The organism is Allobosea sp. NPDC003192 (genome assembly GCF_050275675.1).
In the GTDB taxonomy this organism is placed as follows: Bacteria; Pseudomonadota; Alphaproteobacteria; order Rhizobiales; family Beijerinckiaceae; genus Allobosea.
Genome location: NZ_JBNNPK010000006.1, coordinates 81733 through 107396, shown reverse-complemented (window position 1 = coordinate 107396; position 25664 = coordinate 81733). Strand labels below are relative to the sequence as shown.

Annotated in this window: 22 protein-coding genes; 9 read left to right on the top strand and 13 right to left on the bottom strand. The window is 67.4% G+C overall.

Going from position 1 to position 25664, the window contains the following annotated elements; translation table 11 throughout:
- Positions 1 to 72: 72 nt before the first annotated feature.
- Complete coding sequence (locus ACQKLX_RS10455; protein WP_427361517.1) at positions 73 to 909, bottom strand: alpha/beta hydrolase fold domain-containing protein; 837 nt, start codon at positions 907 to 909, stop codon at positions 73 to 75.
- A gap of 129 nt (positions 910 to 1038) precedes the next feature.
- Here ACQKLX_RS10455 and ACQKLX_RS10450 point away from each other — a divergent pair, with 129 nt between their 5' ends.
- Together ACQKLX_RS10450 and ACQKLX_RS10445 are read left to right on the top strand one after the other, a co-directional pair.
- Positions 1039 to 2019, top strand: a complete 981-nt coding sequence (locus ACQKLX_RS10450) for a LysR family transcriptional regulator (protein ID WP_427361516.1) — start codon at positions 1039 to 1041, stop codon at positions 2017 to 2019.
- A gap of 106 nt (positions 2020 to 2125) precedes the next feature.
- On the top strand, positions 2126 to 3412 hold the full coding sequence (locus ACQKLX_RS10445; protein ID WP_427361515.1) for an amidase: 1287 nt from the start codon (positions 2126 to 2128) through the stop codon (positions 3410 to 3412).
- Positions 3413 to 3690: 278 nt separating this feature from the next.
- Here ACQKLX_RS10445 and pyrC read toward each other — a convergent pair whose 3' ends face one another.
- On the bottom strand, positions 3691 to 4785 hold the full coding sequence (gene pyrC, locus ACQKLX_RS10440; protein WP_427361514.1) for a dihydroorotase: 1095 nt from the start codon (positions 4783 to 4785) through the stop codon (positions 3691 to 3693).
- Positions 4786 to 5024: 239 nt separating this feature from the next.
- Here pyrC and ACQKLX_RS10435 point away from each other — a divergent pair, with 239 nt between their 5' ends.
- Entirely contained in the window at positions 5025 to 5735 is a 711-nt protein-coding gene (locus ACQKLX_RS10435; RefSeq protein WP_427361513.1) for an orotate phosphoribosyltransferase, read from the top strand.
- 42 nt (positions 5736 to 5777) lie between these two features.
- Here the strand turns inward: ACQKLX_RS10435 and ACQKLX_RS10430 are convergent, their stop codons facing one another.
- The 9 genes from ACQKLX_RS10430 to ACQKLX_RS10390 form a co-directional block, all read right to left on the bottom strand.
- A complete protein-coding gene (locus ACQKLX_RS10430) occupies positions 5778 to 6566 on the bottom strand; it encodes an enoyl-CoA hydratase/isomerase family protein (RefSeq protein WP_427361512.1) in 789 nt (262 codons plus the stop codon).
- Between the two features lie 33 nt (positions 6567 to 6599).
- The gene (locus tag ACQKLX_RS10425) at positions 6600 to 7832 is read right to left on the bottom strand and encodes a phenylacetate--CoA ligase family protein (RefSeq protein ID WP_427361511.1); all 1233 of its coding nucleotides are present in this window, start codon (positions 7830 to 7832) and stop codon (positions 6600 to 6602) included.
- A gap of 10 nt (positions 7833 to 7842) precedes the next feature.
- A complete protein-coding gene (locus ACQKLX_RS10420) occupies positions 7843 to 8634 on the bottom strand; it encodes an ABC transporter ATP-binding protein (protein ID WP_427361510.1) in 792 nt (263 codons plus the stop codon).
- Positions 8635 to 8689: 55 nt separating this feature from the next.
- Positions 8690 to 9952 (bottom strand): ABC transporter substrate-binding protein, encoded by a 1263-nt coding sequence (locus tag ACQKLX_RS10415; RefSeq protein ID WP_427361509.1) that lies wholly within the window; start codon positions 9950 to 9952, stop codon positions 8690 to 8692.
- A gap of 37 nt (positions 9953 to 9989) precedes the next feature.
- A complete protein-coding gene (locus ACQKLX_RS10410; protein WP_427361508.1) occupies positions 9990 to 11063 on the bottom strand; it encodes a branched-chain amino acid ABC transporter permease in 1074 nt (357 codons plus the stop codon).
- Positions 11064 to 11067: 4 nt separating this feature from the next.
- Positions 11068 to 11955, bottom strand: coding sequence for a branched-chain amino acid ABC transporter permease (locus ACQKLX_RS10405; RefSeq protein WP_427361507.1), 888 nt, complete (start codon positions 11953 to 11955; stop codon positions 11068 to 11070).
- A complete protein-coding gene (locus ACQKLX_RS10400; protein ID WP_427361506.1) occupies positions 11955 to 13907 on the bottom strand; it encodes an AMP-dependent synthetase/ligase in 1953 nt (650 codons plus the stop codon). Before ACQKLX_RS10400 ends, ACQKLX_RS10405 begins: the two co-directional genes overlap by 1 nt.
- Positions 13904 to 14743 carry an ABC transporter ATP-binding protein gene (locus ACQKLX_RS10395; protein ID WP_427361505.1) on the bottom strand — a complete coding sequence of 280 codons (840 nt, stop codon included), beginning with the start codon at positions 14741 to 14743 and terminating at the stop codon, positions 13904 to 13906. The genes ACQKLX_RS10400 and ACQKLX_RS10395 overlap by 4 nt, the downstream gene beginning before the upstream one ends.
- Positions 14744 to 15076: 333 nt before the next feature.
- The gene (locus ACQKLX_RS10390) at positions 15077 to 16039 is read right to left on the bottom strand and encodes an NAD(P)H-dependent flavin oxidoreductase (protein ID WP_427361504.1); all 963 of its coding nucleotides are present in this window, start codon (positions 16037 to 16039) and stop codon (positions 15077 to 15079) included.
- Positions 16040 to 16229: 190 nt separating this feature from the next.
- Here ACQKLX_RS10390 and ACQKLX_RS10385 point away from each other — a divergent pair, with 190 nt between their 5' ends.
- Positions 16230 to 16961, top strand: a complete 732-nt coding sequence (locus ACQKLX_RS10385; protein ID WP_427361503.1) for a TetR/AcrR family transcriptional regulator — start codon at positions 16230 to 16232, stop codon at positions 16959 to 16961.
- A gap of 128 nt (positions 16962 to 17089) precedes the next feature.
- On the opposite strand, the gene ACQKLX_RS10380 is transcribed toward ACQKLX_RS10385, so the two are convergent.
- Both ACQKLX_RS10380 and ACQKLX_RS10375 read right to left on the bottom strand, forming a co-directional pair.
- Positions 17090 to 17971, bottom strand: a complete 882-nt coding sequence (locus ACQKLX_RS10380) for an SDR family oxidoreductase (RefSeq protein WP_427361502.1) — start codon at positions 17969 to 17971, stop codon at positions 17090 to 17092.
- Positions 17964 to 19175, bottom strand: a complete 1212-nt coding sequence (locus ACQKLX_RS10375) for an acyl-CoA dehydrogenase family protein (protein ID WP_427361501.1) — start codon at positions 19173 to 19175, stop codon at positions 17964 to 17966. Before ACQKLX_RS10375 ends, ACQKLX_RS10380 begins: the two co-directional genes overlap by 8 nt.
- 249 nt (positions 19176 to 19424) lie before the next feature.
- Between ACQKLX_RS10375 and ACQKLX_RS10370 the strand changes: the two genes are divergently transcribed.
- The 5 genes from ACQKLX_RS10370 to ACQKLX_RS10350 are packed head-to-tail and all read left to right on the top strand — an operon-like array spanning position 19425 to position 25659.
- A complete protein-coding gene (locus ACQKLX_RS10370; RefSeq protein WP_427361500.1) occupies positions 19425 to 20207 on the top strand; it encodes an enoyl-CoA hydratase-related protein in 783 nt (260 codons plus the stop codon).
- Positions 20204 to 22048 carry an acyclic terpene utilization AtuA family protein gene (locus tag ACQKLX_RS10365; RefSeq protein WP_427361499.1) on the top strand — a complete coding sequence of 615 codons (1845 nt, stop codon included), beginning with the start codon at positions 20204 to 20206 and terminating at the stop codon, positions 22046 to 22048. The genes ACQKLX_RS10370 and ACQKLX_RS10365 overlap by 4 nt, the downstream gene beginning before the upstream one ends.
- Positions 22048 to 23544 carry an acetyl-CoA carboxylase biotin carboxylase subunit gene (locus tag ACQKLX_RS10360; protein WP_427361498.1) on the top strand — a complete coding sequence of 499 codons (1497 nt, stop codon included), beginning with the start codon at positions 22048 to 22050 and terminating at the stop codon, positions 23542 to 23544. The genes ACQKLX_RS10365 and ACQKLX_RS10360 overlap by 1 nt, the downstream gene beginning before the upstream one ends.
- 2 nt (positions 23545 to 23546) lie before the next feature.
- Positions 23547 to 24047, top strand: a complete 501-nt coding sequence (locus tag ACQKLX_RS10355) for an acyl-CoA carboxylase biotin carboxyl carrier protein subunit (RefSeq protein WP_427361497.1) — start codon at positions 23547 to 23549, stop codon at positions 24045 to 24047.
- Between the two features lie 4 nt (positions 24048 to 24051).
- On the top strand, positions 24052 to 25659 hold the full coding sequence (locus tag ACQKLX_RS10350) for an acyl-CoA carboxylase subunit beta (protein WP_427361496.1): 1608 nt from the start codon (positions 24052 to 24054) through the stop codon (positions 25657 to 25659).
- Positions 25660 to 25664 lie beyond the last annotated feature (5 nt).

Here is a 25664-nt window from a genome sequence, read left to right as displayed (position 1 = left end):
GACGGATCGTTCCCAGAATCATGGGTCTAGTCCTTCGTGGAGAGAGATTGAAAGAGCTGGCGGCTGGCGGTGCTAGGACGGCGCAGTCGCGGTGAAGAACTCGCTGACGTGATGACAAGCCCCGCACAGGCAGGTGCCGTCGCAGGGGCCTTCAGCGAAGGCGTCCGGCCAGCGGCTCGGGCCACCGACGACGCGGATGGTGGTGTCGACGCCGGCCGCCTTCAGCCGGTGGGCATAGTTGATGCTCTCGTCGCGCAGCAGATCGTCCTCGGCGGTGACGATCAGGGCTGGGGCGAGACCGGTCAGCCTGACGGCATTGACCGGGGCGGCATAAGGATGGGCCGCCTTTTCGGGCGAGCCGAGATAGGCATGCCAGCCATCGGCCCAGCGGCAGCCGACAGGACCGGCCTCGGCATTGCGGAAGGAATAGGTGCCGAGGCAGGAATCGAGCATCGGCGAGAACAGGATCTGGCCGGCGAGCGCCGGCCCGTGCCGGTCGCGCGCCATCATGGCGAGCGCTGCGGCGAGATTGCCGCCGGCCTCCTCGCCCGCCACATAGAGCGGCGCGGTCTTGCCGACCCAGCGCGCCTTGTCGCGGGCGATCTTCTCCAGCGCCGCATAGGAGGCTTCGAGCGCCTGCGGGAAGGGATTGGCCGGAGCGAGCGGGTAAGGCAGCGAGATCACGATCGCGCCGGCCTCGGCCAGCGTCGTCGCAACAGCTTCACCAGAGGCAAGCGAGCCGCTGTCGAATGTGCCGCCATGCAGGTGGACGACGAGACCTGCCTCGTCCGGCACGGAAGCCGGCGCATACAGCCGGCCGGCGAGCTTGTCGCGCTCGACCTGGACGCTCTGCTCGCGCCAGAAGACGGCGCGGCGATAGCGGCTTTCGGAGCTTGACGGGGCGAGCATGGCGATGACGGCCGGCGAATGTTGCGGTGCGTCACGATTTAGGTGATGCTATCTGCTTAATAAACCGCCGATCCGCTCCTACATTATTTCTGTATGGAAACAATCGCCGGATAGGCTGGAGTTCCAGATATGGATCAGCTCAACGCCATGCGCGCCTTCGTGCGCGTCGTCGAAGTCGGCACCTTTACCCGCGCGGCGGAGCTGCTCGACCTGCCCAAGCCGACCGTGACCAAGCTGATCCAGCAGCTCGAAGGGCATCTGCACGCGCAATTGCTCAACCGCACGACGCGCCGCGTCACCGTGACGATGGACGGTGCCGCTTATTACGAGCGGGCCCTGCGTGTGCTCGGCGAGATCGACGAACTCGACCAGAGCATGACCTCGTCGCAGGCCCGGCCGAGCGGTCGCCTGCGCATCGATGTCAGCGTGCCGCTCGCCACCGACATTATCCTGCCCGCCCTACCCGGCTTCCATGCACGCTATCCCGAGATCCAGATCGACATGGGCCTGTCCGATCGGCCGGCCGATTTGATCGGCGAGAATCTCGATCTCGCCGTGCGCGCCGGCGCGATCGACGACCAGAGCCTGATCGCCCGCCGCATCGGCGAGATGATGCTGATCACCTGCGCGACGCCCGGCTACCTCGCCAAGCATGGCACGCCGCAGCACCCGCGCGATCTGGAAGACGGCCATCTCGCCATCGGCTATCGCCGGGCCGGCACCAGCCGCATCCTGCCCTTCACCTTCGCCAGCGCGAAGGAGACCATCGAGATCCAGGGCGACTATGTCGTCTCGCTGAACGAGGGCACCGGCTATGTCGCCGCCGGGCTGGCGGGGCTCGGCATCATGCAGGTGCCGACCTTCATGGCGATGGCGCACATCGCCGCTGGCCGGCTGGTGCCGGTCCTCACCGACTGGTGCACCAAGCCGAAGCCGCTGCACATCATCTACCCGCCGAACCGGCACCTCTCGAACAAGGTCCGCGTCTTCGTCGACTGGCTGGCCGAATTGTTCGCGAGGAACGCGTTGCTCCAGGGCAAGCCGCTGCTGCCCTGCCCCGGCGGCGTGGCAGCGGGAGCGCTCGCTCATCAGCCGGAACAAGCCGCCTAGCCGCGCAAGGCCGGGATGACCGGCCGGCGGTTCCATCGGATCGCGAACTGGCCTAACCAGAGGCGCCGGCATCCGCCGCGCACCCTCCAGCAGCCAGGTCCGCCCGATGTCCCGCAGCGTCCGCGACAAGCTCGAAGCCACCCTCACCCGCATCGGCGACGGCGCCCCGGTCTTCACCAAGCTCCTGATCGACACCGCTCGCGCCGAGGCCGACGCCGCCGACCGCCGGCGCGAGGCCGGCCTGCAGCTGAGCGCGATCGACGGCACGATCGTCTCGGTCAAGGACCTGCTCGACGTGAAGGGCGTGACGACCTGGGCCGGCTCGAGTGCGCTGAAGGGCGCAGCTCCCGCGGCTCAGGACGCCCCATCGGTGGCGCGTCTGCGCCGGGCCGGCGCGGTGATCATCGGCAAGACCAACATGACCGAGTTCGCCTTCTCCGGCATCGGCCTCAACGCCACCTTCGGCACGCCGGGCAGTGTGCCCGACAAGACGCGCATCCCCGGCGGCTCCTCCTCGGGCGCCGCCGTCTCGGTGGCGGAGGGCTCTTCGGAGCTGACGGTCGGCACCGATACCGGCGGCTCCTGCCGCATCCCCGCCGCCTTCAACGGCATCACCGGGATGAAGCCGACGCACAAGACGGTTCCCGACGAAGGCTGCTTCCCGCTGGCGCCGAGCCTCGATTCGATCGGCCCACTGGCAAAGGATGTCGCCGGCTGCGCGCAACTGCTCTCGGTGCTCGCCGACCGGCCTTTCGATCTGGCGGACGGCCTCTCGCCTGCCCGTGTCCGGCTCGGCGTAGCCCGCGGCGGTTTTCTGGCCGAGGCCGATCCCTCCGTCGCCAAGGCCTATGAGGCGGCGATCGAGCGCGTGACGCGACTCGGCATCGCCGTCGAGCCGATCGATCTCGACGGGTTCTACAAGGAGATGCTGGCGATCGCTCCGGTGCCGCTGGTCACGGTCGAGGCAGCGGCAGTGCATCGCGATCTCCTCGCGAGCAAGGCCGATTCGTACGACCGGCGCGTTGCGGCCCGCATCGCCATCGGCGTGCCCTGCAAGGCGGCCGACTACATCATCGCGATGGAGAAGCGCCGGGCGCTGATCGCCAGGCTCAAAGCCCAGCTCGACGGGCTCGATGGCTTCCTCGCGCCGACCGTGCCGATCGAGGCGCCGACGATCGCCGCGATGGAGGCCGGTGACGAGGCTTTCTTCAACGCGAACCGGCTGATCCTGCGCAACCCGGCCTTCGGCAACCTGTTCGATTTGTGCTCGATCTCGCTGCCGATGCCGCTCGGCGGCGGTCTCTCCGGCGGGTTGATGCTGAGCGCGGTCGCGGGGCGGGACCTGCAGCTGCTCAACATTGCCAAGCTGATCGAGCCGGCTGCAGCGGGCTGAGTGGGCGGCGGCACCTGCGCGTTTTCCGCTTCCCCTTGCGGTTTCCTCTGCAAAACAAGAAAAGGCGCGGGAACCCCCTCCCCCTTGCGGGGAGGGGCAGGGGTGGGGGGCGCAAAGTCGAGGCCAATTCGTCGGGAATCGGCCGATCCGCCTCTACAATCAACCTTGCACCGAGCCACTCGCCCCCCATCCCCAACCCTTCCCCACAAAGGGGAAGGGAGGAGCCAGGGCGAGCGGCGTTTCGCAGAGGAATCCGCAAAGGGAGAAGGGAAGAAGCCTCAGCCCCTCACCTCGCCCAGCGACCAGGGCAGTTCCTCGCCGCCACGGAAGATGACGACGTCCTCCTCGCCGACTGCCACCGTCGGAGAGATGCGGCAGGGCCGCTTCTCCAGCGTGATCGTGCCCTCGTTCAGTGGCAGGCCGTAGAAGCGCGCACCGTTCTCCGCGGCGAAGGCCTCGAAATGCGGAAGCGCGCCCTCCTCGTCGAAGACCTGGACGTAGGTCTGCAGGGCGGTGGCGCCGCCGAAGACGCCGGCCGAGCAGCATTCGGCCTGCTTGGCGCTACGCAGATGCGGGGCAGTGTCGGTACCGATGAAGAAGTTGCCGTCGCCGGCGGTCACCGCCTTGCGCAAGGCGAGGCGATGGCGCTCGCGCTTGGCGACCGGCAGGCAATAGAGATGTGGGCGCAAGCCACCCTGGAAGATCGAGGTGCGGTTGATGATCAGATGGTGCGGCGTGACCGTGCCTGCCGCCCGGCCGGCATGGGCACGCACCAGATCGACCGTCTCGGCGGTGGTGACGTGCTCGACCACCACTTTCAGGCCCTGGTGCCGTTTCAGCAGCGGCAGCATCTCGGTCTCCATGAACACCGCCTCGCGGTCGAAGATATCGACAGCCGGGTCGGTCGCCTCGCCATGGACGAGGACCGGCATGCCGATCTTCTCCATCCGCTCCAGCACCGGCGCGAGCTTGGCGATATTGGTGACGCCGTGATGGGCGTTGGTGGTGGCTCCCGCGGGATAGAGCTTGGCAGCGGCCCAGACGCCCTCCTTGAAGCCGCGCTCGATCTCGTTCAGATTGGTCGAATCGGTCAGATAGCAGGTCATCAGCGGGGTGAAGTCGTTGCCATCCGGCCGTGCCGCCAAGATGCGCTCGCGATAAGCCGAGGCGGCATCCACTGATGTCACCGGCGGCACCAGGTTCGGCATGATGATGCCGCGCTTGAACTGGGCGGCGGTGAAGGGCAGCACCGCCTTCAGCATGGCGCCGTCGCGCAGGTGGACATGCCAGTCGTCCGGGCGGCGGATCGTCAGCGTCTGCGACGGGGTGGCGGCTTTGGCCTCGCTGCTGCCGAAGAGTTCCGTGACGCTCATGACCTGCCCCTGTTCTGACCTGCCCGCCAGGCGAATCCACCAAGGGGCTGGCCTTTCCATAACCGCCTTGCCCGGGCCACGCGAGCACATCCAAGCAATCATGCCGGGGACAGCACGCGGGAGGGATTGACCTTCACCGGCAACCTGTCGAGAAGGGGCCGTTTGCGAATTCGACACGAGCCGCGCCAACGCCTGCAAACGGCGAAGGATGGCGCGCGCTGGCCCTGGAGAACGAGACCATGCCCAATCTCTACATGCCGGTCGACCGGGAGACCATCGCGCTCGAGGCCGCCAAGATGCTGCTCGAGATCAAGGCGGTCCACTTCTACCAGGACAAGCCCTTCATCTTCACCTCGGGCTGGGCGAGCCCGGTCTATATCGACTGCCGCAAGATCATCTCCTTCCCGCGGCTGCGCTCCTCGCTGATCGACTTCGCGGCGACGACGATCGTGCGCGACATCGGCTATGAATCGATCGACATCGTTGCCGGCGGCGAGACGGCCGGCATTCCCTTCGCCGCCTGGATCTCCGACCGGCTGGCGCTGCCGATGCAGTATGTCCGCAAGAAGCCCAAGGGCTTCGGCCGCAACGCTCAGATCGAGGGTGAGGTGGTCGAGGGCGCGCGCACGCTGCTCGTCGAGGATCTCGCCACCGATGGCGGCAGCAAGGTGAATTTCTGCAAGGCGCTGCGCGACGCCGGCGCCAAGGTCGATCACTGCTTCGTGCTGTTCTACTACGACATCTTCCCGCAGGGGCGCGAGATGATGAAGGAGATCGGCGTCGGCCTGCACTATCTCACGACGTGGTGGGACGTGCTCAAGGTCGCCAAGGCGAGCGGCCATTTCGAGCCGAAGGTGCTGGACGAGGTCGAGAGCTTTCTGAACGAGCCGGCCAAGTGGTCGGCCGCGCATGGCGGCATCTCGGACTTCAATCAGGCCAAGACCGGCTGAGACGGAATGACCACCGGGGCGGCGGGCCGATAAGCCCGCTGTTCAGAATGTCGGCGGCCGGCGCTCGAAGAAGGCTTTGATTCCCTCGCGGAAATCCGCCGTGCCGGCATTGGCGACGAAGGCGTTTTTCTCCAGATCGAGCTGCGCGTCGAACGTGCCGTGCGTCGCGGCCTGGACCAGCGCCTTGCTCGCTCCTTGTGCGCCGACGCTGCCGCGGGCGAGCTTCTCCGCCATGGCGCGGGCCGCCTCCATCAGCTCGCCGTTCGGCACCACGCGATTGACGAGGCCGAGCTGAAGCGCGGTTTGCGCATTCATCGTCTCGTTGAGCAGCACGAATTCCAGCGCCCGGCGCGGGCCGAGCAATTGCGTCAGCGTCCAGGTCGTGCCGCCATCAGGGTTGGTGCCAAGCTTGGTATAGGCCGAAAGGAAGCTGGCATCCTGCGCGGCGACGACGAGGTCGCAGGCGAAGGCCAGGCCGACGCCGCCGCCGGCGACCGGCCCCTGCACCGCCGCGATCACCGGCTGCGGCATCGCCTTGATCAGGCGCATCAGCGTGTGGAAGCGGTCGATCAGCGTCGTCGCGGTCTGCGGCGCGCCGGGCAGATCGGCCTGGAAGCGAGCGAGATCGCCGCCTGCCATGAAGGAGCGCCCTGCCCCGGCCAGGATGACGGCGCGGATCGATGCGTCGGCGGCCAGCCCGGAGAAGGCCGCGACCAGCGCATCGGCCATCGCCTCGTCGAGGACGTTGAGCACCTTGGGGCGGTTCATGGTCACGGTCAGGATCGGTCCCTGCCGCTGCGTGATCACCACCTCGCCTGCCGCATCGCTCATCGTCTCGTCCTCATCTCGCCTGCGCCACGAGCCTCAGCCCGGCGCCCTCATATCGTCGATGACCTTGCCGTCATTGGGCAATGCTCCCGGCACCACCAATTCAACCGTGCCGCTCAGCTTGAAGACGTCGCGCACGGAAACTTTTACCGCCTCGGCCAGCCCTGCCTCAGGCGCGTTAGCCTCGGCCCTGAAGCACATCGCATCGGTCTCGCCGGCCCGCGACACCACCAGCCGACAGCGGCCGAGCTCCGGATGGCGCGCGGCGACGGCCGCGACCTGCTCAGGCCGCACGAACATGCCCTTGACCTTGGCCGACTGGTCGGCCCGCCCGAGCCAGCCGCGAATGCGCTGATTGGTGCGCCCGCAGGGCGAGCGCCCCGGCAGCACCGCAGTGAGATCGCCGACGGCAAAGCGGATCAGCGGCTTTTTGGGATCGAGGATGGTCACCGCGATCTCGCCAACCTCCCCTTCCGCCACCGGCTGGCCGGTGCCGGGGCGCAGGATCTCGACGATGATGTCCTCGTTGACGACGAGGCCTTCGCGGGCCGGCGTCTCGTAGGCGATGATGCCGCATTCGGCTGTGGCGTAGCATTGGTAAGCGTCGATGCCGCGCGCGCGGAACTCGGCCTGCAATGACGGCGGGAAGGCCGCGCCGGAGACCACTGCCCGCTTCAGCGAGGAGAGGTCGCGCCCGCGCGCCGCGCCGAGATCGAGCAGGATCTTCAGAAAATCGGGCACGCCGGCATAGAGGGTCGGCCGATAGGCCTCGATCAGGTCGAGCTGCGCATCGCTGTTGCCCGGCCCGGCCGGGATCACGGCGCAGCCGAGCACACGCGCGCCGGCATCGAAGCACCAGGCGCCAGGCGTCAGGTGATAGGAGAAGGTGTTGAGCACGATGTCGCGCCAGCCGGCGCCGGTCGCAGCCAGTGCCCGGGCGACGCGCCAGGGATCGTCGTCATGGCTCTCGGGTTCGAAGATCGGCCCCGGCGACATCATCAACCGCCGATAATCACCGGGCCTGCCTGGCAGCAATCCGCCGAAGGGCGGCTTTCCGCGCTGGGTCGCCGGCAGATCGGATTTGCGCAGCACCGGCAGGCTGGCGAGCGCCGCACGGTCGGTGATCGCCTCGGGATCGATGCCGCGCAGATGCTTCCGCCAAGCCGGCAGCTGCTGCGCCGCCGCGATCACCTGCGGCAGCCGCCGGAACAGATCGGCCTCGCGGCGCGCGGGCGCGCGGGTTTCCAGCCGGTCGTAATGCTTGGCCATGGCGTCGCCCTCAAGCCAGCCAGCGCTTGCGGCGCCGGTAATGCTTGACCGCGTGGTAATCGACCTTCTGATGGCCGCCGAGATAGGCGTCGGCAACGTCGGGATTGGCGCTCAGCACCGCCGCCTCGCCGCTCATAAGGATGCGGCCATTCTCGATCAGATAGCCGTATTGGGCGATCTCCAGTGCTGCGGTGGCGTTCTGCTCGACCAGCAGCACGGCGACGCCGTCGCGCTCGTTGACGCGCCGCACGATGTCGAAGATCTCGTCGACGAGGAAAGGCGCGAGGCCGAGGCTCGGTTCGTCGAGCATCAAGAGGCGCGGCTCGGTCATCAGGGCGCGAGCGATCGCCAGCATCTGCTGCTCGCCGCCGGAGAGATAGCCGGCCTCGGCCTTGGCGCGCTGGGCGAGGCGCGGGAAGGTCTCGAACATCCGGTCGATCAGCGCGGTGACATGGCCGCGCTCGCGATGCATCGTTGCGGCCGCGATCAGGTTCTCCTTCGGCGTCAGATGGCCGAAGACGCGCCGTCCCTCCAGCACGTGGACGATGCCGAGGCGCACGCGCTCGGGCGGATCGATCGGGAGGATCGAGCGACCCTCGAAGCTGATCTCGCCGCGGGTAACGGCGCCACGCTCGGGCTTGAGCAGGCCGGAGATCGACTTCAGCACCGTGCTCTTGCCGGCGCCATTGGCGCCGAGCACGGCGACGAGCCCCTTCTCGGGGACCTCGATCGAGACGCCGCGCACGGCGAGGAAGACCTGATCGTAAACGATCTCGATATTGTTCAGCGCCAGCAGCGTCATCGGCCCGATCCGATAATGGTGGGCGGCGCGTCAGAGACGCGCCGCCCGGACTTCGTCATTTCCCGGTCTTCTTGAACTCGTCCGAGTTCTTGCGGATCTCCTCCCAGACCACGTCCTGGTTGGCGGAGAACCAGTCGGTGATCGGCACGAACTTGGCGCCGTCCCAGCGTGCGATCCGACCCATGCCGCCGCCCTGATGGTCGTCCTTGGTGATCGTGGTCGGCGGCAGCAGGCCGTCGGCGGTGAAGTTCGTGATCGAGCGCAGACCCTCATTGAGCCAGGGGCCGGTGACCGGGCCGTTCGGCGCCTTCTCGACGGCCTTGCGCACGCCCTCGACCATCAGCGTCGCCATCTGGACACCGTAGTTGTAGTAGGCGGTGCCGACCTTGTTCTCCGGGCCGGCGCCCTTCCCCTTGCCGACGACGTCGGCGAGGATGTCCTTGATCACCTTTGGCTCGCGGCCGCCAACGCAGGGCTCGACCTTCATCACGCCCTTGGCCGCCTCGCGCCCGACCACGTCCATGTCGGATTCCGAGAGCCAGACGCTGCCGGAGACCCGGTCCATCGGCAGGCCGTTGCGGATCGCCTCGGTCAGCGCCACGGTCTGGCCGACGCCGGCGCCCCAGAAGATCACGAAATCGGGCCGTGCGCGGCGCACCTGCGGCCAGATCGCCGACTGGTCGTTGCCCGGCGGCGTATAGGGGAAGGCGGTGAGCTCATAGCCTTCCTTCTTGGCGAGCACGTTGAGAATCGGCAGCGGCTCCTTGCCGAAGGGCGTGTCGATGTGGACGAAGACGATCTTCTTGCCCTTGAGGCTGCCCTTCTCGGTCTTCTTGAACTGCTCGATGATCAGGCCGGCCTGGGTCCAGTAATTGATCGAGAGCGGCAGCACATAGGGGAAGGCGCTGCCATCGGCGGCGTCGCTGCGGCCGGAATAGGCGGTGATCATGTTGATCTTGTCCTCGAGCGCGCGCGGCACGAGCGCGCGCGCCACCGGGGTCGAGAGCGGATCGATCAGCACGGCGCCCTCGCGCTTGCCACGCTCATAGGCCTCGATGGCCCGCGGCAGGTCGTTGGCGTGGTCGGTGATGTCAGCGACGATCTTGTAGCCGCCGACGCCGCCGCGATCGTTGACCAAGGTGAAGTAGTCGCGCTGGCCCTGGTTATATTCCGAAGTGACGAAGGTGTAGATGCGGGTGAAGTCCTGCGGCAGCGAGAAGCGGACGATCTTCTCCTGGGCGAAGACCTGGGCCGGCAGGGCGAACGGCGCGGCGAGCGCGGCCGAGCCGGCGATGAAAGAACGGCGATCGAGCGACATCCTGTTTCCTCCAGCCCTGTCGTTGATTGAGGCACCGTCACCGCTGGGCATGGCGGAACGGCCAGACGAGCAAGTAGTTGCGGAAATTGGCGTAGATCTTGGCGAGGCCGAGCGGCTCGTAGAGCAGGAAGCCGATCACCAGCGCGCCATAGGCCATCAGCGGCAGATGGGCGCGCAGATCGATCGGCAGCGACAGGCCGAACGTACCGGCGGCAGCGCCGAGTAGGTTGTTGAGCAGGATCGGCGCGAACAGGATCAGCGCCGTGCCGAAGAACGGGCCGAGCACGCTGCCGAGGCCGCCGACGATGATCATCGCCAGGATCTGGATCGAGAGTTCGATATGAAACTGGTCCGGCGAGATCGCCCGAAGATAGGTCACCGCCAGCACCGAGCCGACGACGCCGCCGATGAAGGACGAGACCCAGAATGCCAGCAGCTTGTAGCGGAAGGTCGAGATGCCGAGGATCTGGGCGGCGTAATCTTTCTCGCGCAGCGCCGCCAAGGCTCGGCCGAAGCTGGTGCGCCTGACGTTCAGCATGAACAGGGTGATGACGAAGCAGACGCCGAAAGCGAGGTAATAGGTCGGCAGGTCGCCCTGCAGGGGGATGCCGAGGAAGCGCACCGGCGGCACCTGCAAAGTCGCGAGCGAGCCGCCGCTGATCACCGAGGAATGCGAGATGACGAAGTCGACGACGTACTGCATGGCGAGCGTCGCCATGGCCAGATAGATGCCCTTCATGCGCAGGGCCGCGCCGCCGAACATGGTGCCGATGGTGGCGCTGAGCAGGCCCCCGGCGATCATCGCGATCTCGAGCGGAACGCCGAGGCGCACCAGATGGACCGAGCCATAGGCGCCGATGCCCATCACCGCGCCATAGCCGAGATGGATCTGGCCGGACCAGCCCATCAGCAGGTTGAGGCCGAGCGCCGCCGAGGTCCAGATCAGCCAGGGCAGCAGGTAGCCGGAGACATAGAGCCGATCGAACAGGAAGGGCGCCGCCAGCAGGATGGCGATGACCGCGATGATCAGGCCGCGGTCGAAGCCAAGCGGAAACAGCTGGCGCTCGTCCTGATAGCGCGTGTGGCGGATGCCGGCGCGACGATAGAACACGGCGTCAGACCCTCTCGATGTGGTGGCGGCCGAACAGGCCGTGCGGCTTGAGCAGGAGCGTCACCAGGATGATCACGGCCGCGACCACGTCGCGCGAGCCGCCGCCGACCAGCGGGTCGAGCACGCCGGTGGCAAGGCTCTCGGCGACGCCGACGATGACGCCGGCGACGAGCACGCCCGGGATCGAGTCGAGCCCGCCGAGGATGGCGATGGCGAGCGCCTTGATCAGCAGCAGCGAGAGCGACCAGTCGATGCCCTGCGTGCTGCCCCAGAGCACGCCGGCGGCCGTGGCAGAGACGGCGGCGAGCCCCCAGGCGACGGCGATCGCGCGCTCGACCCTGATGCCGACCGACCAGGAGGCGGTCTGGTCGTCGGCGACGGCGCGCATCACGACGCCGAAGCGCGAATTGAAGAAGACCAGCGACACCAGGATCAGCAGCAGCGAGATCGAGCCGCCGATCAGCGTGGCGCGGTTGATCAGGAGTTCGCCGACGAAGAGCGGCTGCTGCGGCAGGCCGATGTCGAGGCGCTTGACCGCCGCGCCGAAGACGCCCGGCAGCAGGCCGCGCAGCATGATCTCGACGCCGAGCGTCAGCATGATCGTCATGATCACCGGCTGGCCGATCATCCGGCGCAGCGCGACGCGCTCCATCAAGAGGCCGAAGCCGAACATGCCGACGAGCGCGACGGGGATCGCCAGCCAGATCGGCAGGCCAACCAGGGTGCCAAGCGCCCAGGTGACGTAGCCGCCGGTCATGGCGATGGCGCCCTGGGCGAGATTGGCAGTGCCGGAGGTCTTGTAGATCAGCACGATGCCGAGCGAGACCAGCGCGTACATCAGGCCGACGAAGACGCCGTTGGTCGAGAGTTCCGCGAGCAGGATCCAGTCCATCAGGCGACGACCTCGCTGATCTTGAGCGTCCGCCGGATCACGCCGTGCTCCCCGTTCTCATAGGCGATGGTGGCATCGAACACGGTCTCGATTGCCCCGCTGTAGAGCGCCTCGATCAGCGAGGCGTAGGTGGTTTCGATGGTGTTGCGGCGCAGCTTGCGAGTGCGGGTGATCTCGCCGTCGTCGGCGTCGAAATCCTTGTGCAGGTTGGAGAAGCGCCGCACGCGCAGGCCCTCCGGCTGCGTACCGTTGACGTGTCCGACCACCTTGCCGATCAGAGCCTGCACCTCGGGCTTCTGCGAGAGCTCGGCATAGGAGGTGTAGGAGATGCCGCGCTCCTCGGCCCAGTGGCCGACCGCGTCGAAATCGATGCAGACGATCGCGGTGAGCTGGTCGCGCCCGGCGCCGATCACCGCGACATTGCGGATATAGGGGCTGAATTTCAGCCGGTTCTCGATGAAGTTCGGGATGTAGCGCTCGCCCGAGGCGGTGCGCACGACTTCGCTGACGCGGCCGAGCACGACGAGCTCGCCATCCTCGTCGATCCGCCCGGCATCGCCGGTGTGCAGCCAGCCGTCGACCAGCGCCTTGGCGCTGCTTTCAGGGTCGTCGTAATAGCCGTCGACCACCGAGGAAGAACGCACCAGAATCTCGCCGCTCTCGTCGATGCGGATCTCGCTGCCTTCCATCGGCTTGCCGACCGTGTGGAGCTTGACCTGCCCCTCGGTCTGCGCCGCCGTCAGCGCGCAGGTCTCGGTCTGGCCGTAGAACTGCTTGAGCTTGATGCCGAGCGCCCGGAAGAACAGGAAAGTGTCCTCGCCGAGCGCCTCGCCGCCGGTGAAGGCGCGCTCTGCGCGGCCGAGCCCGAGATGGTCGCGCAAAGGCGCGTAGACCAGCACGTTTCCGACGGCGTCGAGCAGCTTCTCCTTGAGCGTCAGCGAGCCCCCGGACAGGCGCTTGCGCTCGAAGCCGACGGCGCGCTCCATCGTGGTCTCGAACAGCCAGCGCTTGAACGGCGTCGAATTCTTCATGCCGACCTGGACGCGCGTCAGCATCTGGTCCCAGGCGCGCGGCGCGGCGAGATAGAAGGTCGGCGAGACCTCGCGCAGGTCGCGCATCACCGTTTCCTGCCGCTCGGGGATGTTGATCGTCGCCGCCATCATCATGCCGGCGCCAAGCGTGAAGACGAAGTCGCCGACCCAGGCGGTGGGCAGGTAAGCGTAGAGTTCCTCGTGCTTGTGGAAATAGCCGCTGGCGCCGGCATTGAGCAGCCCGCCGGTGACGTTGCGATGGCGCAGCGGGATGCCCTTGGGCAGGCCGGTCGTGCCGGAGGAATGCAGCAGCACGGAGATGTCGTCGGCCTGCGGCGCCTGGATGAAGCGCCGGAGCAGCTCCGGCTCGCGTGCCAGCCGCGCGCGCCCCTTTTCCACGAGCTTATCGAGCGACATCAGCCCGGGCTGATCGTAGCCATCGAGCCCGCGCTCGTCGTCATAAAGGATGGTGGCGACGCGCCCGGTCGCATCGCGGAGCTGCAGCAGCTTGTCGACCTGCTCCTGGTCCTCGGCGATGCCGACGGGTGGCGCGCCATGCCGGGTCGCGACGATCAGCTCCTCGAGCGGCACGTCCGGGAAGACCGGCGACGGGAAAGCGCGCAGCATGTTGGCGGCGAGCATGGCGTAGTAGAGTCGCGGACGGTTGTCGCCGATCACGGTCATCGCCGCGCCGGCGACCAGCCCGACCTCCTCGAGGCCGGCCGCCATGGCGGCGATCTCCGCGAACACCTCACGCCAGTTCTGCTCCTGCCAGATGCCGTAGCGCCGCTCGCGAAAGGCGACGCGATCGCCGAATTGCGCCGCGTTGCGGGCGAGCGCCGCGATCAACGTCGCCGGCTCGCCGTTCGCGGCGACGGGCCAGTGGGCCACCTCCCCGATCGTACCCGGTGCCGCCGTCATGCCGCGCTCCCGGTCTGGTGGCGCTTGGCGGCGCGCTCACCGAGATAGGCGCTGACCACGCTCGGATGGGAGATCGCCGCCTGCGGCTCGCCCTCCGAGATCACCTCGCCATAGCTCAGCACGACGACGCGGTCGCAGATCGAGGTCACCACGTCCATGTGGTGCTCGATGATCAGGGTGGTGATACCGCGGGCCTCGCGCGCATCGAGGATGAAGCGGGCGATATATTCCTTCTCCTCCTGGTTCATGCCGGCCATCGGCTCGTCCAGGATCAGCAGGCGCGGCTCGGCGACGAGGGCGCGCGCCAGCTCGACGCGCTTCTGCAGGCCGAGCGGGATGACCTCGACCGGCTCGTCGCGGATGTCCTGGAGCTGCATGAACTCGATCATCTCTTCGACGACGCGCCGGTGCGCTAGCTCCTCGCGCTCCGCCCACCACCAGTAGAACAGCGCCCCGAGCGCGCTCGGCTTCATGTGGGTGTGGCGGCCGATCAGGATATTGTCGAGAACGCTCATGCCCTTGAACAGAGCGAGGTTCTGGAAGGTGCGGGCGACGCCGCGGGCGGCGACGCGATGCGGCTTCAGCGCGGTGATGTCCTCGCCGAACAGGCTCACCTTGCCGGCATTGGGCGGGTAGAAGCCGGTGATCACGTTGACCATGGTGGTCTTGCCCGAGCCGTTCGGCCCGACGAGGCCGAGAATCTCCCCCTGGCGGACATCGAGCGAGACGCCCTTCAGCGCTCGCAGACCGCCGAAGACGCGCTCGATTCCCGTGCAGGAGAGCGCGACGGGGGCGCCTGCGACGCTCGCGGCGGAGCGGTATTGAACCTCATTCATCCGAGGCACCCGCAACGGCCGGCTTGCAGGTCGTAGCCGACGATCTCGACCGCGGCATCTGCGGGCGCGCGGCGCGTATACGGCGCCGCCGCGCGAACGGCGTTGACTCCCACGGCATCCTCCCCGGCTGCGCTGGCTTGTTGTCTTGGTAGGCGTCAGCTCGATGCAGCTAATGAACAGAATTCATCTTGTACTGTCAACTCTTCGACACGCCGGATTCGGCGCCGTTGGCGGCTGCGATTTTTTGCACGGCCGACATGCGGAACAGACCGCTGCATCGCTCGGCGAGCCCCGCCTGCCCGGCGCATGCGAAGTAGCCTCAATGAACCGGGCTCAGCTCACTTGATGGGCCGCCGCCCTGCACGACAGACTCGTCGCGCCGGCCAGCGCCGTCTCGTATTCATCGGTGAGCCGTCGGCAAAGATCAGCCGCGGCCGGCAAGTCGTGGATCGCGCCGACGCCCTGCCCCGCCGCCCAGATATCGCGCCAGGCCTTGGCTTCCGCCGTGCCGAAATCATAGCTCGCCGGCTTGCTGAAATCGTCGGGATCGCGCCCCGCCGCCAGGATGCTGGGCTTTAGGAAGTTGCCGTGCACGCCGCTGATGGCGGGGGTGTAGACGATGTCGGCGGCGGATGCGCCGAGCAACATCGCCCGCAACGCCTCCGGCGCCAGACTCTCGCGTGTCGCCATGAAACGCGTGCCGAGATAGGCCATGTCGGCGCCCGCCATCCGGGCCGCAGCGACTTGCGCGCCGTTGCTCAGCGCCCCGCCAAGCACAAGCACGCCATCGAAGATGCGGCGGATATCTGCGAGCGCTGCGAAGGGGTTGAGCGGGCCGGCATGGCCGCCGGCACCGGCCGAGACGGCGATCAGCCCGTCGACACCGGCCTCGGCCGCCTTGGCGGCGAAGGCCAACGTCGTCACGTCATGGAAGACGAGGCCACCATAGCCCTGCACCGCCTTGATCAGGTCGCGATTGAGCCCGAGCGAAGTGATGACCAGCGGCACCTTGCGCTCGATGACGACAGCGAGGTCGGCGTCGAGCCGCGGATTGCTGCGATGGACCACCAGGTTGACGCCGAACGGCGCGGCATCGACCGCCCCACCGAGCCGCTCCGTGATCTCGTCGAGCCAGCTGGCGAAGCCGGCCGTGCTGCGCTGGTTGAGCGCCGGAAAGCTGCCGACGACGCCATTGCGGCAGCAGGAGACGACAAGATCCGGCCCCGAGATCAGGAACATTGGGGCGGCGATGACGGGAACGCGCAGGCGTCCGGCAAAGGTGGCAGGCAACGGCAACGACCCCTCCCCTAAAGAACCCGCATGGACCGGCATGGGTACCCATCCTGCAAGGCGTGGCTTGCGACCGCGCCCTTGTCTGGCGTGCGCCGATGATGAATGCTATTTATTAGCGACGGCGCGCCCCGGAGCAGCGCCGTTCGGCCAGAGCAGGGAACGGCTCGCCGCTTCGCCTCAGCAAGGATCATCGATGCCGCCCCGCACTGCCCTGAAGCGCCAGGTCAACCGGCTCCCGCCCGAACGGCGTATCTCCGACATCATGGCCGCCGCCAAGGAGGTCTTCGTCGAGAAGGGCTACAATGACGCGCTGATCACCGACATCGCGCTGCGCGCCGGCGTGGTCGAGGGCAGCATCTACCGCTTCTTCGCCAACAAGCGCGAATTGCTGGTCAAGGTCGTCGAGCACTGGTTCGAGGAGATGCTGCGCGACGATGCCGAGCAGTTCGCCGCGGTGCGCGGCAGCTGGAATCAGATCCGCTTCATCGTCTACAACCACCTCACCTCGATCCATCGCGATCCGGCGTTGTCGCGCCTGATGTTCCAGGAGATCCGGCCGGCGCCGGACTATCGCGGCTCGCATCTGTTCGAGCTCAACCGGGCCTACACCCATCGCCTTGTCGACGTGGTGAAGGCGGGCATCGCGGCAGGCGAACTGCGCCCCGAGACCTCGCCGAGCCTGGTACGCGACCTGGTCTTCGGTTGCATCGAGCATCGCACCTGGGCCTTCCTGCGCGGCGAAGGCGATTTCGATCCGGCCGAGATGGCGGACGCGATCACCAATCTCGTCCATCACGGGCTGGTGCTGGGCAGCGAGCCAGCCTCGCCGATGGAGAGCGTGGTCGCCCGGCTGGAGACCGCGACCGCCCGGCTGGAAGCAGCGGCCGGGATTGCTCCGGCGAAGGCGTCTCCTCGACGCAGCTAAAAATTCAGCCCTCATCCTGAGGAGCACTCCGTTGGAGCGCGTCTCGAAGGATGCTCCAGGAGGCTCCGGAACCAACTGGAACATCCTTCAAGACGCTGCTTCGCAGCTCCTCAGGATGAGGGCTGAGGTCATGAGCCACTGCTGCCCGGACCATCGAAGAAGGCCGGGCGTGGGATCGTCCAGGTCTCGCCCCAGAGCTGCGCCCCACCCGCGACGTTGAGAACCTCGCCAGTGACATAGGCCGCCGCCGGGCCACAGAGATAGGCGCAGGCCTCGGCCACCTCCCATGTCGTTGCCGTGCGCATCATCGGGTTTGAGCGCGGATAGGCCTCGATCTGCGCGGGATCGTAGACGCGCCAGCCCGGCGTCTCGATCGCGCCCGGCGCGATGCAGTTCACCCTGATGTCGAGCGGCGCCCATTCCACCGCCAGCGCCTGGGTCAGGCCGACCACGCCGGCGCGCGCCGCGATGGTATGCGCGACGCCGTGCAGCCCCTGGCGCGTCACCACCACGATGGAGACGATGCTGCCCGGCCGCCTGGCATCACGCCAGCGCCGGGCGGCCTCCTGCATCATGTACCAGGTGCCGTTGAGGTTGGTGTCGACGACGGCGTTCCAGCCCTTCACCGAGAAATCGATCGCCGCCTGCGGGAACTGGCCGCCGGCGCTGTTGACGAGGATGTCGATGCCGCCGAATTCGGCCGCGATCCAGTCGTGCAGCGCTGTGATCGTCGCGGGATCGCGGACATTCACTGTCTTGCCGGCCGCCTTGAGCCCGGCGGTGCGCATCGCCTCCGCCGTCGCCTCCAACCTGCCCTCGTCGCGCCCGGCGATGATCACCTGCGCGCCGAGCCGACCGAGCAGCCAGGCGGTGGCGCGGCCGATGCCGCCGGCGCCGCCGGAGATCAGGACGGTCTTGCCGGCGAAGGCCTCCGGCCCGTAGACCGTCGGCAGCACGGCGAGGTCGGCGTCGTCCAGCCCGAGCTCGCGCGGATCGGCGGCGTCAGCCATGGCGCTCCATCCCCTTCAGCAGTTCGCCGGCGATGATCATCTTGCGGACTTCGGTGGTGCCGGCGCCGATCTCCAGCAGCTTGGTGCTGCGGAACAGCCGGTTGATCTCGGATTCCCAGATATAGCCGGCGCCGCCATGGACCTGCACGGCCCTGTCCAGCACGTCGTGGCAAGCCTGCGCCGCATACATCACCGAGGCCGCGGTCAGGCGATGGATGTCGCCGCGACCACCGCCGCCGACTTCGAGCGGCGCGGCTTCGGCCAAGGTGCGGTAGCTGAAGCTGCGCATGGTCTCGACCAGCACATACATCTCAGCCAGCATCGACTGGACCATCTGGAAGGCGCCGATCGGCTTGCCGAACTGCTTGCGTGTCTTGGCGTAGTCGATCGATAGCTCGAGCGCCCGCTCGGCGACGCCCAGGCAAAGCGGCGAAATCATCGCGCGCTCGAGATCGAGCCCGCTCATCACGATGGCGACACCCTGGTTCTCGGCGCCGACGAGATTGGCGGCCGGCACGCGGCAGTCCTCGAACAGCAATTCCGCCGTCTGGCTGCCGCGATAACCCATCTTCACCAGCTTCTGCGCCACCTTGAAGCCGGGATATCCCTTCTCGACGATGAAGGCTGAGATGCCGTGGGCGCCGCGCTCCTTGTCGGTCTTGGCGTAGACCAGCAGCACGTCGGCGACAGGGCCGTTGGTGATGTAGATCTTGCTGCCGTTGAGGACGTAGTGATCGCCGTCACGGCGGGCGGTGGTGCGCATCGAGCCGAGCGCGTCCGAACCCGCCCCCGGCTCGGTCAGGCCGAGCGCGCCGATCGCCTTCCCCGAGCAGAGATCGGGCAAATAGCGGCGGCGCTGCTCCTCATTGCCGTTGCGATAGATGTTGTTGGCGCAGAGGTTGTCATGCGCGACGACCGAGAGCGCCATGGCGTGGTTCCAGCGGCTGAAGCCCTGGAGCACGAGCCCGGCCTGAAGCAGATCGAGCCCCGCCCCACCATATTGCTCGGGAATGGTCGCGCCGAGGAAGCCATTGGCGCCGATCTGGCGGAAGGCCTCATCCGGCCACCACTCTTCGTCGTCCATGCGCTGCGACAGCGGATAGAGCTCGGCGCGGGCATAGCGGTCAGCACCGTCGAGGATCGCGTTCTGTTCCTCGTCGAGACCGAAGGCGTTGGCGTGGTTGCTACCGTTCACGGCGTTCACGTCGATCTCCTCCCTCGCCTCGTCACGCAGCGTGCGGGCATCGAGCCATTCGGCTCATCGATCTTATTGAGCTCATTTCATCAGCGGCAGAGGCAACTGTCAACGCGAGGTGAATGCGGCAAATCCGACCAATCCGATTACGCACGCTTTCGCCCATTATGATCCGAGAGTGACTATTGACACAGCAAATGAATTGAAATCATTTACTCGGCGAAGGCTCCCTCAGCGAGCCGCGCAGGGACGGAACCCGTGAGCGAAGAGGTCATCACCCGACGCGAAGGCGCGGCGCTGGTCGTCACGATCAATCGCGAGAGCCGTCGCAACGCCCTGAACGAAGCGGTCGCCGAGGGCATCGTCACCGCGCTCGATGGCGCCGAGGCCGATCCGGACATCCGCGCCATCATCCTGACCGGGGCCGGCGACAAGGCCTTCTGCGCCGGCGGCGATCTCAAGCCGAATGCCGACGGAACGCCCTTCACCATCGAGGCAGCCGATCCCCGCCATTACGTCGCCCGACTGCTGCACCGGATGGACGCCTGCCGGCTGCCACTGGTGGCACGGGTCAATGGCCATGCGCTCGCCGGCGGCTTCGGCCTGATCTGCGCCTGCGATCTCGTGGTGGCGCGCGACGACGTCCTGCTCGGGGTGACCGAGGTCAAGGTCGGGCTCTTCCCGATGATGATCCTGCCCTATCTGATGCGGGTCCTGCCCTATCGCCGGTTGATGGAGCTCTGCCTCACCGGCGAAACCATCAAGGCGGGCGATCCTGAGGCCAGCGCGATCGTCAACTACGCGGTGCCGGCCGGCGAGCTCGACGCCAAGACGGCGTGGCTGGTCGGCCGGCTCGTCGACAAGTCGCCGACCGGCATTCGCCTGGGCAAGCAGAGCCTCGCCAAGATCAGGGAGATGTCGACAGACGCGGCGCTCGAATACGCCCAGTTCATGCTCGCCAACATGGCCCGGACCGAGGATGCGCGCGAGGGCTTCGCCGCCTTCGCGGAAAAGCGCCCACCAGCCTGGACCGGGCGATGAGCGCCATAGTGGCGACAATGCGCGAGAGCATCCGCATCGGCTGCGGCGCCGGCTTCTGGGGCGACAGCCCGGAGGGGCCGCGCCAGCTCGTCCGGCGGGGCGGCATCGATTATCTAGTGCTCGACTATCTGGCAGAGATCACCATGTCGATCCTCGCCCGGATGAAGACGAAGAACCCGGCGCTCGGCTACGCCACCGACTTCGTCTCGCTGGTGATGAAGCCGCTCGCCCGCGAAATCGCGGAGAAGCGCATCCGCGTCGTCACCAATGCCGGCGGCGTCAATCCGGAAGCCTGCCGCGACGCCCTGCTCGCCGCCTTCAAGGAGGTCGGCGTCGAACTCAAGGTCGCGATCGTGACCGGCGACGATCTCTCCGGCGAAGCCGAGCGCCTGCGCGCTGCTGATGTCAGCGAGATGTTCTCGGGCGCACCCTTCCCCGAGCGGATCGCCAGCATCAACGCCTATCTCGGCGCTTTTCCTATTGCCGCTGCGCTCGCCGCCGGCGCCGATGTCGTGGTGACCGGGCGCTGCGTCGACTCGGCCGTGGTCCTCGGCCCGCTGATCCATGAATTCGGCTGGACGCCTGAAGACTATGACCGGCTCTCGGCCGGGAGTCTGGCCGGCCACATCCTCGAATGCGGCGTGCAGGCGACCGGCGGCATCGTCACCGACTGGCGCGAGGTCGCCGCCGACTGGGCCGATATGGGCTTCCCCTTCGCCGACTGCCGAGCCGATGGCAGCTTCGAGATCGGCAAGCCCGCGGGCACCGGCGGGCGCATCAGCCCGGCTACCATCGCCGAGCAGGTGGTCTACGAGGTCGGCGACCCCGCCGCCTATATGCTGCCGGATGTCGCTTGCGACTGGTCGCAGGTGAAGCTCGAAGCCTCAGGCTCGGACCGTGTCCGGGTCTCCGGTGCGCGCGGGCGGGCGCCATCGAGCAGCTACAAGGTCAGCGCCACCTACCCCGACGGCTATCGCTGCGCGACAACGATGATGATCGTCGGCGATGACGCGGTCTCGCGAGCTGAAGCGGTCGCTAAAGCAGTTCTCGCTCGCTGTGGCCGCTTGATCCGCGAGGCCGGCTTTCCCGATTTCGCCGAGACCTCGGTCGAGACGCTCGGCGCCGAAGCAAGCTATGGCGCCCATAGCCGGGCGCAAACGACCCGCGAGGTCGTGCTCAAGATCGGCGTGCGTCATCCGAGCAAGGAGGCGCTGCAGATTTTCGCCCGCGAAATCTACCCGGCCGCAACCGCGATGGCGCAGAGTCTGACCGGTTTCGCCGGTGGCCGGCCCGAGCCGCAGCCGGTGATCAGGCTGTTCTCCTTCCTGATCGACAAGGCCGAACTGCACCCGACCGTCAGCCTCGGCGAAGCGAGCCTGCCGGTGCCAGCGCATATCCCGGCGGCGGCCACGGACGCGCCCTCTCCTGCTAGCGCAGGCGCGGATGTTGCGGAGGCCACGGGCGACACCGTCACCGTCCCGCTCGTCGCCCTCGCCTTCGGCCGCAGCGGCGACAAGGGCGACATCGCCAATATCGGTGTGATCGCGCGCGACACCGCTTTCCTGCCCTGGCTGCGGCGGGCGTTGACGCCCGAGGCGGTCGGCCAACACTTCGCCCACCATGTCCAAGGCAAGGTCGAGCGCTTCGACTGGCCGGGCTTAGGGGGCTTCAACTTCGTCATGCACCGGGCGCTCGGCGGCGGCGGCATCGCCTCGCTGCGCCATGATCCGCAGGGCAAGGCGATGGCGCAGGTGCTGATGAGCCTGCCGGTGCCGGTGCCTGCAGTCTGGCTCGCGCCGGGCGGTTCTCTCCACGGCTTCAAGACCACGGACGACGCATGATGACGGCTCCGGACGACACCCCGCCGTTCCGCAAGGTCCTGATCGCCAATCGCGGCGAGATCGCCTGCCGGGTGATCCGGACGCTGCGCGAGATGGGCATTGCCTCGGTCGCGATCCACCATCCGGTCGAAGCCCGCGCTCGGCATGTGCGCGAGGCCGATCAGGCGATCGAGATTTTGGGCGAGACGCCAGTCGCCGCCCATCTCGACATCGCCCAGATCATCACAGCGGCCCGCGCTATCGGCGCCGACGCGATCCATCCCGGCTATGGCTTCCTCTCCGAGAATGCGCGCTTCGCCCGCGCCGTGGCGGAAGCTGGAATCACCTTCATCGGCCCGGATGCCGACACGATCGCGCTGATGGGCGACAAGATTTCGGCGCGCCTGTTCGCGGCCGATCACGGCGTGCCGGTCGCGCCCTCGGTGATGCCGACCGACGACCTCGCCGAGTTCACCCGCCAGGCCACGGCGATCGGCTTCCCGCTGCTGATCAAGGCGGCGGCGGGCGGTGGCGGCAAGGGCATGAGCATCGTGCGCTCGGCCGAGGAGCTGGAGGGCGCAGCGCGTCTCGCGGCCAGCGAGGCGCAGCGCTATTTCGGCGACGGGCGCGTCTATGCGGAGCTCTTCGTCGAGAGGCCCCGCCATATCGAGGTGCAGGTCTTCGGCGATGGCAAGGGTAATGCGATCCATCTCTTCGAGCGCGAATGCTCGGTGCAACGCCGCTTCCAGAAGATCATCGAGGAAGCACCGGCCGCCAACCTGCCAGCGACGCTGCGCGACGAGATCTGCGCCTCGGCGGTCAGGCTCGCAGCCGCCTCGAACTACCGCAATGCCGGCACGGTCGAATACATTCTCGGCGCCGATGGCCGCTTCTTCTTCCTGGAGATGAACACCCGCCTGCAGGTCGAGCATCCCGTCACCGAGATGATCACCGGGCTCGATCTGGTGCGCTTGCAGATCGAGATCGCCGCCGGGCACGACCTGCCCTTCGCGCAGGATGAAGTCACCGCCAACGGCCACGCCATCGAATGCCGGATCTGCGCCGAGGATCCCGAGCACGACTTCCTGCCCGAGACCGGCACGATCCTGCATCTCGATGCGCCGCAGGCGGCATACCTGCGCTTCGAGAACGCGCTCGACCGCGGCCAGCGCGTCACCGCCGATTTCGACCCGATGCTGGCCAAGCTCGTCGCGCATGGCCCGGACCGGGCCGGCGCGACCCGGCGCGCCATCGCGGCGCTGCACGCTCTCGCTCTGCTCGGGGTGAAGACCAATATCGACTATCTCGCCCGCGTGCTCGGCCACCCTGCCTTCGCCGCCGGCGAACTGCACACCGGCTTCGTCACCCAGCACAAGGCGGCGCTCGCCGCCGCCGAGCCGGATGAGGCGACGCGCGACAAGGTCCTGATCGCCGCGGCGCTCGGCCTACGCGACTTCCGCGACCTCGTCCTCGGCGTGCCCGAGCCGCACGCCTCGATCGGGCATTGGAGGAACTGAGCATGGTCCTCAAGCTCGACCTCGACGGCACCGTCCACCACGTCACCATCCTGGCGCGCCGGCCGCATCTCGTCCTTTCGGTCGATGGCCGCCGGCATGTCGTCGAGAACCTCGACGAAGCCGGCGACGGCAGCCGCCAGCTGACCCTGGACGGCGAGCCGGTCGCTTTCGCCCGTGCCGGCAGCGCCGATGGCGCCATCATCCGGCTGGAGGGGCGCAGCTTCGCATTGCGCCGGCTCGATGCCGCCGCCGAAGCCTCGGTCGCCGGCGGCGGCGCCAATGTCGTGCGCGCGCCGATGCCGGGCACCGTCGTCGTGGTTCACAAGCGCGTCGGCGATCGCGTCCAGCGCGGCGAGACCGTCGTCACCATCGAAAGCATGAAGCTGCAGATGAAACTCGATGCGCCGCGCGACGGCGAGATCGCCGAGATCGCGGCCCGCGAGGGCGAAGGCTTCGACAAGGATGCCGTGCTCGCCCGTCTCGCGGCCCCGGTGGAAGGCTGACCCGATGTCCAGACTGCAATCGTCGATCAACACCGCTTCCGCCGATTTCCGTCGCAACGAAGCGCATAACCGGCGCCTCGTCGCCGAGTTCAAGGCGAAGCAGGAGGCGGCGCGCCACGCCCGCCCGCAGCGTGACCTCGACCGGCTCGCCCGCCAGCAGAAGATGCCGCAGCGCAAGCGCATCGAAATGCTGCTCGACCCCGGCACGCCTTTCCTCGAACTCTCCTCACTCGCCGCCAACATGGCCTATGGCGGGGAATCGCCCTCGGCCAGCTCGATCGTCGGCATCGGCATGGTCTCCGGCCGCGAGGTGATGATCCGCGCCGACGACCCGACCGTGAAGGGCGGCGCCTGGTATCCCCTCACGGTCAAGAAGATCGTCCGCGCCCTCGATATTGCCATGGAGAACCGGCTGCCCGTCGTCCATCTCTGCGATTCCGCCGGCGGCTTCCTGCAATTGCAGTCGGAGCTGTTTCCGGATCGCTATATGGGCGGGCGGATCTTCCGCAATCAGTCCATGCTGTCGAAGATGGGCGTGAAGCAGCTTGCCTTGGTCTTCGGTCATTGCACGGCCGGCGGCGCCTATATCCCGGGGCTTTCCGACTACAGCGTCATCGTGCGCGGCACCGGCGCGGTCTTCCTCGGCGGCCCTCCTCTGGTGAAGGCCGCGACCGGCGAGGATGTCACGGTCGAGGAGCTCGGCGGCGCCGAGATGCACACCAGCGTGTCCGGCACCTGCGACTATCCCGCCGACAGCGAGGAGCACGCCATCGAGATCGGCCGCGACATCGTCTCGCAATGGGATCGGCTGCCGCGCTGGGAGGCCCAGCGCGAGGCGCCGGAAGAGCCGTTCTACGATCCCGCCGAGATCTACGGGATCGTGCCCGACGACATCAAGAAGGCCTTCGACATGCGCGAGATCATCGCCCGCATGGTCGATGGCAGCCGCTTCCACGAATACAAGCCGAACTATGGCACGACCCTGGTCTGCGGCTTTGCCAATATCTGGGGCTTCAAGGTCGGCATTCTCGCCAACAATGGCGTGCTCTTCAACGATTCCTCGATCAAGGGCGCCCATTTCATCGAGCTCTGCAACCAGAACAACACGCCGCTGGTCTTCCTGCAGAACATCACCGGCTACATGGTCGGGCGCGAATATGAGCGGCGCGGCATCACCAAGGACGGCGCCAAGATGATCATGGCGCAGAGCTGCTCGCGGGTGCCGAAATTCACGGTGATGTGCAACGGCTCGTTCGGCGCCGGCAATTACGGCATGTGCGGGCGCGCCTTCGACGGGCGCTTCCTGTTCTCCTGGCCGAACCACCAGATCGGCGTGATGGGCGGCGACCAGGCAGCGAACACGCTGGCCGAGGTCAAGGCCAACCAAATGAAGCGCAATGGCGGCACTGTCGACCAGAGCGCGATCGACCAGCTCTGGGAGGAGACGCGCAAAGCCTATCAGGAGCAGCTCTCGGCCTATCATTCGACCTCCGAGCTCTGGGATGACGGCATCATCGACCCGCTCGACACCCGCAATGCGCTCGGCGTGGCGATCTCGGCCTCTCTCAACGCCCCGCTCGGCCCGCCCGGCTACGGCGTCTTCCGGTTCTGATCGCC